11 protein-coding genes are annotated in these 13,192 nt (G+C 52.1%); 1 reads left to right on the top strand and 10 read right to left on the bottom strand.

What is annotated here, in order from left to right; genetic code table 11:
• Positions 1-180 precede the first annotated feature (180 nt).
• Entirely contained in the window at positions 181-1,905 is a 1,725-nt protein-coding gene (lonB, locus tag EDM21_RS13430) for an ATP-dependent protease LonB (RefSeq protein WP_157336229.1), read from the bottom strand.
• A 164-nt stretch (positions 1,906-2,069) separates the two neighbouring features.
• On the opposite strand from lonB, the gene EDM21_RS13435 reads away from it, so the two are divergent.
• Positions 2,070-2,945 carry an N-acetylmuramoyl-L-alanine amidase family protein gene (locus EDM21_RS13435; RefSeq protein ID WP_157336231.1) on the top strand — a complete coding sequence of 292 codons (876 nt, stop codon included), beginning with the start codon at positions 2,070-2,072 and terminating at the stop codon, positions 2,943-2,945.
• 32 nt (positions 2,946-2,977) lie between these two features.
• Here the strand turns inward: EDM21_RS13435 and ispG are convergent, their stop codons facing one another.
• From ispG to EDM21_RS13480, 9 genes are all read right to left on the bottom strand, one after another.
• On the bottom strand, positions 2,978-4,105 hold the full coding sequence (gene ispG, locus EDM21_RS13440) for a flavodoxin-dependent (E)-4-hydroxy-3-methylbut-2-enyl-diphosphate synthase (protein WP_157336232.1): 1,128 nt from the start codon (positions 4,103-4,105) through the stop codon (positions 2,978-2,980).
• Between the two features lie 153 nt (positions 4,106-4,258).
• Positions 4,259-5,521, bottom strand: a complete 1,263-nt coding sequence (clpX, locus tag EDM21_RS13445) for an ATP-dependent protease ATP-binding subunit ClpX (protein ID WP_068774069.1) — start codon at positions 5,519-5,521, stop codon at positions 4,259-4,261.
• A gap of 12 nt (positions 5,522-5,533) precedes the next feature.
• Entirely contained in the window at positions 5,534-6,127 is a 594-nt protein-coding gene (gene clpP / locus EDM21_RS13450; protein WP_068774068.1) for an ATP-dependent Clp endopeptidase proteolytic subunit ClpP, read from the bottom strand.
• A gap of 199 nt (positions 6,128-6,326) precedes the next feature.
• Complete coding sequence (tig, locus tag EDM21_RS13455) at positions 6,327-7,691, bottom strand: trigger factor (protein ID WP_157336233.1); 1,365 nt, start codon at positions 7,689-7,691, stop codon at positions 6,327-6,329.
• 154 nt (positions 7,692-7,845) lie between these two features.
• The gene (locus EDM21_RS13460) at positions 7,846-8,757 is read right to left on the bottom strand and encodes a hypothetical protein (RefSeq protein ID WP_157336234.1); all 912 of its coding nucleotides are present in this window, start codon (positions 8,755-8,757) and stop codon (positions 7,846-7,848) included.
• Positions 8,758-8,967: 210 nt separating this feature from the next.
• On the bottom strand, positions 8,968-9,705 hold the full coding sequence (locus EDM21_RS13465; protein ID WP_157336235.1) for a PIG-L deacetylase family protein: 738 nt from the start codon (positions 9,703-9,705) through the stop codon (positions 8,968-8,970).
• A gap of 27 nt (positions 9,706-9,732) precedes the next feature.
• Positions 9,733-10,800, bottom strand: coding sequence for an N-acetylglucosamine kinase (locus EDM21_RS13470; protein ID WP_157336236.1), 1,068 nt, complete (start codon positions 10,798-10,800; stop codon positions 9,733-9,735).
• A complete protein-coding gene (gene argH, locus EDM21_RS13475; protein WP_157336237.1) occupies positions 10,797-12,308 on the bottom strand; it encodes an argininosuccinate lyase in 1,512 nt (503 codons plus the stop codon). The genes EDM21_RS13470 and argH overlap by 4 nt, the downstream gene beginning before the upstream one ends.
• 28 nt (positions 12,309-12,336) lie before the next feature.
• Positions 12,337-13,101: a creatininase family protein gene (locus EDM21_RS13480; RefSeq protein WP_157336238.1), complete on the bottom strand. Its 765-nt coding sequence runs from the start codon at positions 13,099-13,101 to the stop codon at positions 12,337-12,339.
• Between the last annotated feature and the right edge of the window lie 91 nt (positions 13,102-13,192).

Consider the following 13,192-nt stretch of genomic DNA (forward strand, 5'->3'; position numbering starts at 1 on the left):
ACACCTCCACTTTTTACTGGCGGGAATTTCCTTTTCGATTATAAGGTAACCCTATTTTTAATGAGGGTCCTTATCTGTAGATAACATTTTAACAAAATTGTACACAAAACACCAATTGGGCAAAAAACAGCCTCCGGAAAGGTTCCCCCTGCCGAAAGCCGCTTCTGCCCGGAGACGGTATTACGACTTTGAAGGTTCTGCACCGTCTGTCGGCCCCGCATGAAGAATGGGCATCGACCCCGACAGCATCTGCTCGCTGAAGGCGGATAGCGGGATGACATTACCGCCTGTCTGGATGCCAAGTGCAAGAGACATCACTTCTTCGATGGATTCGACTGCAATCACTTCCAGCTCCGGCAGATCCGCAAACATCTCCTGCCAGTTCTCCTTCGGTATAAGCACCCGGGTAGCCCCCGCCTGGAATGCCGCCTCTACTTTGGGAACGACCCCTCCGACAGGCTTTACTTTCCCGTGTATGCTCATCTCTCCCGTCATAGCCAGCTTGTTGTCCACGGGAATTCCGTGAATAGCCGAAGCGATTGCCGTTGCCATCGCAATGCCAGCCGAAGGACCGTCAATAGGAGTCCCGCCGGGGAAATTGATATGCAGGTCATAATCAGTCGTCTTCAGACCCAGACGTTTGAGCACAGTCAGCACATTCTCAACGGAACCGCGAGCCATGCTCTTGCGGCGAATCGTCCGCGCTCCCCCGCCCATCTCTTCTTCGTCAACCACACCGGTGATATTAAAAGTTCCGGTTCCCGGCTTGATCGTTGGAATTGCGATAACCTCAAGTTCCAGCAAGGTTCCCAGGTTGGGGCCATATACGGCTAGCCCGTTTACAAAACCGACCTGCGGCTCCGAAGGCACTTTCCGCTCCGGACGCGGAGGAATCTGAGAGCTGTTCACGACCCATTCGATATCGGCTGCCGTCACATCCTCGCGCTTATCGGTCATGGCGATTCCAGCTGCAAGCTGGATAACATTCACCGCTTCCCGGCCGTTTGTCGCATACCGCTTCACAACTTCGATCGCGGATTCATTAACTGGAAAGCCGATTTTGGTTAAAGCATTGGCTGCAATCTCTCCGATTTCATCCGGCAACAGGGGGCGGAAGAAAATTTCCATGCAGCGGGAACGGATAGCGGGAGGAATTTCGTTAGGTGTGCGGGTCGTAGCACCAACGAGACGAAAATCCGCCGGCAGTCCATTCTGGAATATATCATGAATGAAGTTCGGAATGTTATTGTCTTCCGAGTTATAGTAGGCACTTTCCAGGAATACCTTGCGGTCTTCCAGCACTTTCAATAATTTATTCATCTGGATCGGATGCAGTTCTCCAATTTCATCAATGAATAAAATCCCTCCGTGGGCTTTCGTAACTGCGCCCGGCTTGGGCTGCGGGATACCGGCAACGCCCATTGCGCCCGCTCCCTGATAAATCGGGTCGTGAACAGATCCGATCAAAGGATCGGCAATACCGCGTTCGTCAAAACGCGCCGTCGTTGCATCTATTTCCGTAAATTTGGCTTCACTGCGAAAAGGAGATTGCGGGTTCTTCTTGGCTTCCTCCAGCACGACACGCGCAGCCGCCGTTTTCCCTACACCCGGAGGGCCGTAGATGAGAACGTGCTGCGGATTGGGACCGCATAATGCGGCTTTAAGCGCTTTGAGGCCTTCTTTTTGACCGACAATATCCTGCATGCTAGAGGGCCTGGTTTTCTCGGCCAAAGGCTTCGTCAGAGAGACGGCGCGCAGCTTTCTCAGCTTCTCCAGCTCTTTCTTGGACTCTCTATCTACCGCAGACCGGTTCGTCTGCTGATTACGCAGCAAATTCCAGAAGTACATCCCAATGACAACAGCAAAAAACACTTGAATCAACATTAATATCATACTCAGGCTCATATCCATCGTCTCCATTCCTTTCCGGTCCGATCTCCTATATGGCAGTATTCCCCTCCTTGAGCGGAATAATCATCATTTCGGAATGTTTTCCGGCAAATATGAATGAGCTTCGAGATTTAGCGAATGCTAAGAATAATCGATCCAATCAGAAAGGATGGGCATGAATGTTCAACAAGTCCGTCTTGCAAACGCTTTGCGTGGTCCTGCTTCCCGCGGCACTGATTATTACCGGAGCCTGCGGAGAAAAGGCCGGAGGCCTGCGGGAGCAGGCAGATGCACCTCTGGCTTCCCAGCCGGCAGCCTCTGCTGATAAGAACCCTAGAACCGGAGACGCTTCGGCCATCTCTGCGTCCTTCTCAAAGCCCGAACCGGAGAGAACACCGGTTTTAACCAAAAAAGCCCCTCAGCATACTCTCTCCGATATTGATGTGCTGATCGATGTCGGGCACGGCGGAATTGACGGCGGCGCTGTTCATGGCGGTTTGCTTGAAAAGGATATTAATCTCGCTATTGCCAGACAGACGTATACGGCCCTCACTCAACAAGGGTACCGCGTCGTTCTAAACCGGGATAAAGACTATGCTCTCAGCGATGATAACAAATGGCTGAATACCCGCAGCCGCCATATTCGTGATCTTGCTCAGCGGATGCAGATGGCCAATGACATTAAGCCCAAAATTCTTATCTCCCTGCACGTTAATTCCGCGTTAAACCGGTCCAAGAAAGGGCCTATTGTTCTCCACCAGAATAACCCCGGCAGTTTATTACTGGCAACGCAGCTGCAAGAACACCTTAACAGTACTACCCGGACCTCGTTTATGCCTATGGTGGGTAAAACTTATTATTTACTAAAAAGAACGAAATGCCCTTCCGTCATCATAGAGGTCGGCTTCATCACGAATGTCGAAGACCGCACCCGGATGACTGACCCTACAGGCCAACGGCAAATTGCTCACGGGATCCGTGATGGCGTTACCTCCTACCTTACCCAGAGCGGGACCCTTCCAAGCACGCAAAAAAGTCACGATTCAGAACACTGAATCGTGACTTTTTGCGTCGCCTCTTGCAAGGGTTAAGTGATCGGCATACCATGGCGTGCCTGATGCTCTTTACGTCCCGGAATTTCCCCGGTCCGTTCATATTCCACCACGATATGGTCGATTTCTTTCTTCAGCTCGCTGAGCAGTTCGGCTTCAGGAATTTTGCGGACCATTTCCCCGTAACGGAAAAGCAGCCCTTCCCCTCTTGCTCCCGCGATTCCGATATCGGCTTCACGCGCTTCGCCCGGGCCGTTAACGGCACAACCGAGCACCGAAACTTTGATCGGCACTTTGATATTCGCAATGTAAGCTTCCACTTCATTGGCAATGGAGAACAAGTCGATATCCAGACGTCCGCAAGTCGGACAAGATACCAAGGTTGCTGCGTTCGTAATAAGTCCGAAGGACTTAAGGAGCTCACGCGCTACCTTTACTTCTTCTACAGGATCGGCACTGAGTGAAATACGCATCGTGGAACCGATGCCCATGCTCAGCAGCGCTCCTAGGCCTGCCGCGCTTTTGACGGTACCCGAGAAAAGCGTGCCTGCTTCCGTAATCCCCAAATGCAGGGGATAGTTGAAAGCCTGAGCCGCTTGCGAGTAAGCCGCTATAGCCATCGGCACGTCGGATGCTTTCAGAGACACAATGATATCATGGAAATCGAGCTCCTCCAGGATACCAATGTGGAACAATGCGCTCTCCACCATCGCTTCAGGAGTCGGGTAACCGTACTTCTCCAGCAGATGATTCTCAAGGGAACCTGCATTCACTCCGATACGGATTGGAATCCCGCGTTCTTTACAGGCTTTCACAACCGCTTCGACTTTCTCTCTGCGGCCGATGTTGCCCGGGTTAATTCTTACTTTATCAATCCCGTTCTCAATGGCAGACAGAGCAAGCCGATGATCGAAGTGAATATCCGAAACCAACGGAATATGAATTTGCTTCTTGATTTCCTTGACAGCCTCCGCGGCTTCTTTATTGTTGACGGTCACGCGAACGAGCTGGCATCCGGCTTCTTCCAGACGGTGGATCTCCGCCACGGTTGCTTTCACGTCCGCCGTTTTCGTCGTACACATACTCTGAATGATAACCTCATCACTGCCGCCGATTGTCAAATCTCCGACGCGTACCGGTCTCGTATCCTTTCTGTGAAACATGCGTGTCTTCTCTCCCATGAACCAAACATCCTCCAGAACCGCACAGCCGGCTATCCCGGCCTCTATTATGAAGCGGGCAGCCAGAGCCGGGCAGCTTGGAGGCTGTCGGTACCTTTATAGTATGAGCAGCCGATTATGGAAACGGACTTCCAATCAGGCGCTTTCTTCTTTTTTGTTATCAGATTGACCTTCATTCGAGGACAATACAGGTGACAGCTTGTTCTGAACGGAATCTTTCGTAACCATGCAGTTCGTTACATCGGTACGGGTTGGAACATCGAACATGACATCAAGCATAATGCTCTCTATGATGGCACGCAGTCCACGTGCGCCCGTGTTACGTTTGATGGCTTCCTTAGCGATAGCGTCCAGTGATTCAGCATCAAACTCAAGCTTGACATTATCCATCTCAAGCAGCTTCTGATACTGCTTCACAAGCGCATTCTTAGGCTCGGTCAGAATACGGACAAGCGCAGCTTCATCCAAAGGCTCCAAAGTGGAGACAACTGGCAGACGGCCTACGAATTCCGGAATAAGACCGAATTTCAACAAATCTTCCGGCAGAACCATGGACAAGTATTCGCCCGGCTTCAGGTCGGTTTTGAGACCGTCTGAGCTGAAACCGATGACTTTCTTACCAATTCTGCGTTTGATGATTTGCTCTAATCCGTCAAAGGCGCCACCGCACACGAACAGAATGTTCGTCGTATCGATCTGGATAAATTCTTGATGAGGGTGCTTGCGTCCGCCTTGCGGAGGAACAGAAGCTACCGTGCCTTCAAGAATTTTGAGGAGTGCCTGCTGCACGCCTTCGCCCGAAACGTCACGTGTGATGGACGGGTTCTCGGATTTGCGCGCCACTTTATCGATTTCATCGATATAAATAATGCCGCGTTCCGCTTTCTCCACGTCATAATCCGCCGCTTGAATAAGCTTGAGCAAGATGTTCTCCACGTCCTCGCCCACATAACCGGCTTCGGTCAAGGAAGTCGCATCCGCAATCGCAAAAGGAACATTCAGAATCTTCGCAAGGGTTTGAGCCAGAAGCGTCTTACCGCTACCGGTAGGACCCACGAGGATAATGTTACTCTTTTGAAGCTCGACATCTTCAATCTTGCTTTGGGAATTGATGCGCTTATAGTGATTGTAAACAGCGACGGAGAGCGATTTTTTCGCCTGATCCTGGCCGATTACATATTGATCCAAAATGGTGCAGATTTCTTTCGGTTTCGGAATGTCCTTCAGATCCAGCTCTTCTTCATGGCCGAGCTCTTCTTCAACGATTTCCGTGCACAATTCGATACACTCATCGCAAATGTAGACTCCCGGGCCGGCAACGAGCTTGCGAACCTGATCTTGGGACTTTCCGCAGAAAGAACATTTCAACTGACCTTTTTCATCGTTGAATTTAAACATTGGATCACTCCTTTATGATTTCAGGTCGCTTCGAGTGATGACCTCGTCGATCAGACCGTAAGCTTTCGCGTCTTCTGCGCTCATGAAATTATCACGATCCGTATCACGATCGATTTTATCGTACGGTTGACCGGTATGTTTCACGTAAATATCGTTGAGCTTCTGCTTCGTCTTGATGATCCAATCCGCATGGATTTTGATATCCGCGGCTTGACCTCTTACACCGCCAAGCGGCTGGTGAATCATTACTTCGCTGTTAGGAAGCGAAAAACGCTTGCCCTTCGCACCGGCGGTCAGCAGCAGGGAACCCATGCTTGCTGCCATGCCGACGCAGATCGTCGACACATCCGGTTTGATGTGCTGCATCGTATCGTAAATTCCGAGACCGGCCGTTACAGACCCACCCGGAGAATTAATGTATACGTGAATATCTTTCTCAGCGTCCTGCGCCTGTAAAAACAGCAGTTGGGCAATGACCAGGTTAGCCACGTCATCATCAATCGCGCTGCCGATAAAGATAATCCGGTCTTTGAGCAGGCGAGAATAGATGTCGTAAGAACGCTCACCACGGGCTTCTTGCTCCACAACCATAGGGATAAGACTCATTGGACCAACTCCTTTGCGGGGTACTTACCTTCCATTTTATCATGTTTGAAAGGTAAAGTCATATTTGGGACAGGCGCGTTGCAAATTTGTTTCTTTGCCTGTTTCCGGGTAAAACAAAGGCACGCTTTGGAGTACGTGCCCTGTATGTGTCCTATTATACAGCTTTTGTCGAGTTCATAAGGTGTTTAAAAAGGAGAGATTACTCAGCCGCTTCTTCCTTAGCTTCCTCTTTTGCTGCTTTTTTTGCTTTTGGTTCTTTCTTTGCCGCTTTTTCTTTCTCTTCTGTGCTGTTAGCTAGCAAGAAGTCAACCGTTTTGCGAACAGCCAGATCTTGCTTGATGCCTTCGAGGCTGCCATTAGCTTCAAAGATTGATTTCAGCTCTTCAACAGTCTTCTGGTACTGCTCAGCAAGACGTGCAAGTTCAGCATCCACATCTTCATCGGATGCTTCGATTTTCTCAGCTGCAGCAATGGCTTCAAGAACCAGGTTGTTGCGAACGCGTTTCTCTGCATCTTCTCTCATTTGAGATTTGAGCACGTCCACGTTTTGGCCGGAGAATTGGAAGTACAGGTCGAGTGTCATGCCTTGCATGCGAAGGCGTCTTTCGAACTCGCCTACCATCTGATCGAGTTCAGTTTCGATCATGGAAGCCGGAATTTCAACGTTCGCATTAGCAGCGGCTTTCTCGACAACAGCCGTTTCGCGTCCCACTTCTGCATCCTGTTTCTTCTTCTCTTCCAGGCTCTTCGCGATATCCTGCTTGTACTCTTCAAGCGTATCGAATTCGCTAACGTCTTTAGCAAACTCATCGTCAAGTGCAGGCAGGTTCTTGCGTTTGATGTCATGCAGCTTAACTTTGAAAGAAGCCGCTTGACCTTTAAGCTCTTCGGAGTGGTATTCTTCCGGGAAGTTGACTTCGATGTCTTTCTCTTCGTCTTTAACCATCCCGACAACCTGCTCTTCGAAACCAGGGATGAAGCTGTTGGATCCCAGTTCAAGAGAGTACTTCTCCGCTTTGCCGCCTTCGAATGCTTCACCGTTCACGAAACCTTCAAAGTCAATGATCGTGATGTCGCCGTTCTCAGCTGCGCCTTCTTCAACAACAACGAGCTCAGCGTGTCTTTGCTGCAGGCGTTCCAGTTCTTCGTCGATTTCCTGCGAAGATACAGTGCTGTCGACAGCAGGAACAGCCAGGCCTTTGTATTCGCCAAGTTCCACTTCAGGCTTCAGGGCTACTTTCGCTTTGAATTTCAAAGTTTGGCCTTTGCCGAATTGTTCTACGTCCACTTCCGGACGGTCAACAGGCTCGATGCCCGTTTCTTGCACAGCTTGCATGTAAGCTTCTGGCAGAATGATGTCCAGTGCGTCCTGGTACAAGCTTTCAACGCCAAAACGCTTCTCGAAAATAGAACGGGGCACTTTACCTTTACGGAATCCCGGAACGTTTACTTTCGATACGATTTTCTTAAATGCTCTATCGAGTGCTTCTGCAACTTGCTCCGCTTCCACTTCGATATCAAGAACGGCAGTGTTCTTCTCTATTTTTTCCCAGCTTGCTTTCATTTTATGCTTTCCCCTCCAAAAATGTACCCTGACAAGTATTTTTTCACGTTCTGACCTTGCAAAATGCAGAAAAACCCTTTTACCGGCCATTATAACCATTCTAGTATAACACAAAACCTTGTCTTTTCAAGAGAATCGAATGAATCGCCGATTTTTAACTTCCTGTGAAAAATGTCCGCATAAAAGAGTGGAGACAGCCGTAAGCTTCTGTCCATTTGCCGACCGTTCCGGCCGTAATTCCATATTGTTCAAGAAGCTCTTCACGGCCTGCTTCCCCGTACAACGTCTGAAGCAGAACCCCATGCAGCGCGCAGGCCCATGCGTCTACCTCTTCCTCGGTCGAGGCGCTCATGGCAGCGTAAACCTCGGTTCCGTAGACCGTCTTCAGGAATTCCAGCCAAGTCTGCTCCGCAAAAAAGCCGAAATCCGGCTGGTCGTTTTCGCTGAGCTGCTGAACCCGGTACAGCATCTCCCGGATCTTCTCCGGAAATTCTTCGAGTTTAAGCGGAGTGTCTTCGATCCGGATCACCATTTTGTCACCCTTGCGAGCAAGGACGGCAGGGCCCTTAACTTCCCGCTGTTTAAGCACTTGGAGGGCGCGGAACTGAATGAACGGGTGATTCTCCGCCGTGTGCAGCCACTCTTTGAGAAACTCGTCGATCCGCGGATCATCCGCATAAGCAAGCTGTTCCAGTGCGATCATCTGGCGTTCCATATCTTGCCTGTCCTCAAGCATATCAAGAAGCCGGCCGACATATTGACGGCCTTCCGCTGATTTATCGGATACGGATTGTCTCATAAGATCTTCTTCGGTTAATTCGAGGTCTTCGTCGTCCGCCTTTAATCCATCTTCGAAAATCGTTTCGGGAAACATGGTTTCCAGCCATTGAAGAAGTGCCCTCCACTGGGCCTGTTTGTCCGAATCGTCACGCGAAAATTGTAAAAGATAGCGGAGCAGGCGGGCAGCCTCTTCGTAATTTTCCTGTTCCAGCATAAGCGTCATCTGCTTCTCGTAAGCGGCCGATGTTTTGGGGAACAGTACGACATTATTATAAGAATGAGTCAAGTAATCCACCTCAGAGCCGGTCCGGAACCGGCTGATTTTGTTTGAACCTCGTCCGTGAGTTCCATAAAGTTTATCCCTAAGTGTACCGGATTAAGCCAAGGAAATCAAAGCAATGCGCACAGCAATGTGCAAAACATACAGCAAACAACCCCAATTCTCCTTAAATCACTGGGAGAACTGGGGTTAGGAACCGCCGAATCCGCTGAAGGATCAGACCAGATCGATTTCCGGAATTTCACCGGCACAGCCATTATGGCCGACAGGCTGCCCGTGCCGGCGCACCAGGGTGAAGTATTCGCAGCTTCCAATCACGGAGTAATCTCCGTTCATCACGCCCGGGTAGGCCCGGTTGACCGAAAAAACCTGGCTTTTATGCGCTTGAAGCGCCTTTCCTTTACGGCTGCGGAATTCCGAAATGTCTACGCGTGCCGTAATCGGACAACGTTCGGACGGACCATAGTCTCCGCAGTGGTCATAATAATTCGGAATGGAGACATAGTACAGATCCGGCGCGGTCTCCAGGCTGCTTTCGGTCCGGATTGCCGCAGCCAGCACCGCTTTCGAGACGGCAATGTGATCCGGGTGTCCGGTTACTCCGTCCGGGGGAAACGTTACGATGAGCTGCGGCTGAAGCTTCAAGATGAGATCCGCTATATGCGAAGCCAGCTCATCTTCATCGACCTCAGCCAGACCTCCGTCCGGGTAACGGCAGAAGCAAACCTCCTGAAGACCGAGCACGCCGGCTGCCAGCTGAAGTTCACTTTCCCGGAAACGGGCAACTTCCTCCCGGCAGGTAAACGTGTACCCGCCGGTCTTTCCTTTGCAGCCGGATGTAGCGCATACGAGATGGACGGCATGCCCCTGGTCTGCGTATTTGGCCATTGTGCCTCCGCAGGCAAAGGATTCATCATCCGGATGTGCAAAAATAAAGAGCAACGTTTTCCTCATGACGGAACCACCCTTCTATCTCCCGAGCTACGGCAGCAGACTGAGGCCCTGCGTGATCACGCCGTAAATCGGTTCTCTTTTGACTTCTTCCAGATTACATGAAGGGGCAAAATCCTGCAATTGGTTCGTCAATCTGCTGCGCATAAACATGTTATTCTGAAGGACGCCTCCCTGAAGAATAAGTGTAAAAGGTATTGCTCTCATATCCAGCCGTTCGATGACCGCTCGGGCGGCGTGGAACAATTCTTCCGCGCCGGCTTCCAGAATCGACCGGGCCGCCGGATCTCCCTCCTGCTCGGCTTCGCTCACCAGCCGGGCCAGTCTGGCAACTGTATCCACCCGGTATTCGGCGGAATACACCCAGTTGTACAGCTCTTCTTCACTGCGAAGACCCAGGAAGGGCATCACCGCGTCCGTAAGCGCCGTAGGCCCCTGGCGGCCGTCAAGCGACCTCAGCACGGCAATAAGGGCCTGCTTGCCGATCCAGTAGCCGCTGCCCTCGTCTCCGACGCGGTACCCCCATCCGCCTGCCCGGGCACTCCTGCCGTAATCGTTAATCCCGTATACGATCGAGCCTGTGCCGGCGATCAGCAGAATGCCGGGCCGGCCGTCAGTAGCTCCAAGCAGCGCAGCCAGTCCGTCATTCTCGATGACGATCCGCCGGGCCGTAATGCCTGCCTTCACAAGAGCTTCCTTTACGAAGGATTCAATCATCTCGCGATCATGCTCCGTGTCCAGTCCTGCCATTCCGAATACGGCGCAGGCGACCTCAAGCGGCTGCAATTCCTCAGCCGGATCGGCCGGATTGGCCGGTTTACCCTGAGCGCCCGAGGCTCCCTCCCCTTCAGTCTGCCGGGTGCCCGCCTGCACGACCCCGTCTTGCAATTCGTCTTTCCCGGAGGATTGCAGTTCCTGCCTCGCGGCATGTATAGCCCGTACAAGTTCCTTGGCAGCCGATTCTGCTGAGGTCGTCTGATAATTCACCGACCCTGATCTTCCGGTTCCGATAACGGTCCCTTCCTCATCCGTAAAAACCGCCAGACACTTCGTCCCGCCGCCGTCTACGGCGAGCAGCGGAATCGCAGGCCCCGTCATTGGCCCGCGCTCCAGCCTTCGAGCTCGGCGTCCAGATTGGCAAGTGCGCCCGTTGTCCGCTTCTGCGCAGCGGACAACCATGTCTCCTGCTCGTGCTGGCGCGCTCTGCGGTCCGCTATCGTGCGGCGGATCTCTTCCGGAGCCGGACCACCCGGCAGGGTGCGGATATTCACGAAGTAAACAGGGTCCAGTGAACTACGGAATTCTTCAGGAGTAATCAGCAGCTTGCGCCCGATAACTTCCAGAGCTACCTCGTTCACCAGCTCCAGAGGGATTTCGTTGGCAGCAAGTCCTTCGGCCAGCGCACGCTTCACAACACCGCTGACGATGTGGTGCGATTTGCGGAACGAGAGCTGATCGGTGCGGACGAGCGTATCGGCCAGCTCCGTAACGGTAGCGAAGCTGGCTTCTGTCCGCTTGCGCAGCACTTCTTTATTCACATCGAGTGTACCGATGACGCAGGATAGGAGACGGTACATTTGATCCAGTACGGCCAGCGCCTTCCAGGCATAAGGCTGCATGTCATCTTCGGTATCCACGATATCTCCGAACGGAGTATTGTGCATCATCGTGAGCACTGTCTGCGTATTTCCTACGCAGCTGGACAGGAGCGAGCGCATGTGTTCAAAAGATACCGGATTGCGCTTTTGCGGCATGATCGAGGAGATTTGCACGTAGGGATCGGCTACCCGCAGCACGCCGAACTCCTGTGTGCACCACAGGAGGAAATCCTGCGAAGCGCGCCCGAGGTTAATCCCCGCAAGCTGCACGGCTGCTGCGATTTCACCGACGTAATCGGCACCTCCGATGGCGTCATAGGAATTATACACCAGCTCGTCAAAGCCGAGCAGTTCCTGTATTCTCTCGCGGGATATCTTGAATCCCGATGTCGTCAGCGCCGCCGCTCCCATGCTGCTGCGGTTGCAGTTCGCGTAAGCCGCCTGCAGGCGGCGGATATCGCGGTCCAGCGAATCAGCTACGGCCATGATATAGTGGGCCAGTGTGGTCGGCTGCGCCTGCTGGGTGTGCGTATAGCCGATCATCAGTGTGTCCGCATGCTCCTCGGCAAATGTCAGCAGTTGGCTTTTGAGCGCCAGACCTCCCCGGATCGTTGTCTGAAGCTTCTCCCGGAGCACGATCCGGTAGATGGCTATTCCCATATCGTTACGGCTGCGGGCCAGATGTAAATTCCCAGCAATGTCTCCAGCCGCTTCCAGCAATTCACTTTCCACCTGGAAAAATAAATCCTCAAACTGCCCGGTGTATTCACACTGGCGGAGTTTCTCCAAATCCAGTCCGCGGATCGCACTCCCTATTTGCTTGGCTTGTTCACTGGTAACAAGTCCCTGATCCTTGAGCATGATGAGATGTGCTTTGTTGATCGCCATCATCGGCGGGAGCAAGCTTGTTTTCGCTTCATTAAAAGCCGGTTTCAGTACCGCCTCTGTATAGGTAAGGCCCGGAAATAGACCGCCTTCCTCCTGTAAAATCTGGTCACGGCTTCTCATGTTGTCCATCCTCCCATATGATTTTTTTCTAAGAATCTCCTGACTCCGTTATATCTTGACTGGACAGCCAGCTTGCAATGAGCCTGTTCATATTCGCTGTCACCTCTGCGGCAATCCATTCCCCGGTCTCCAGCGAGATCTGTTGAATATTTCCCGTATAGCCGTCCCAGCCCCGGGGGGTTCCTTCTACCAGAACATAGGGCAACTCGGACAAAGCATCCGGCGGGGTAAGTTCACGATCTCCCTTGCGGACTTCTACCAGATCGGGGCGCAAAGCTTTGAGAGCGGACATTTCATAGGGGCCTCCATGACCTCTTCCTGTAGTCCCTTGAAAAAATCCGAGCTTTTCCGGAGCATCCACGGCAGCCATCTGCCACCAGTTGATCAGGAGAAAGCTTGCATCTTTCCAGCGGGCCGTTACTTGTTCCGCAGCAGTACGGGCGGCACCCATATTGCCGTCATGGGCGTTCAGGAGTACAATCCGTTGAATTCCACAGCGGCATATACCGTCCAGCACAGCCTCCAGATACCGGTGAAAAACCGGAAGATCGATGGTGATGGTTCCCGGATAGGAGCTGGTCTTGCCCGGACATGCGCTGTAAGGCACTGCCGGATATATAAGCGGTTTTAGACTCGGATCAATCCTTTGGGCAAAGCCCTGTGCCAGATAAAGATCTGTGCCAAGCGGAGAGTGCGGCCCGTGGTATTCCAGGCTTCCGAACGGGACGACGGCAAATGCCGCTTCCCCGAACTGCTTCTTCGCATCGCGTCCATGTACTTCTCCGGCCAGCATGACCCTCACCTCTTTTTAGACTAGAAAGGAGGATCGGAAGATCCTCCCGTTCTGATTTTTTCCTTCTATAATAAAGATTCCAAAATAGATA

It is taken from the genome of Paenibacillus lutrae (genome assembly GCF_009757775.1).
Classification (GTDB): domain Bacteria; phylum Bacillota; class Bacilli; order Paenibacillales; family NBRC-103111; genus Paenibacillus_F; species Paenibacillus_F lutrae.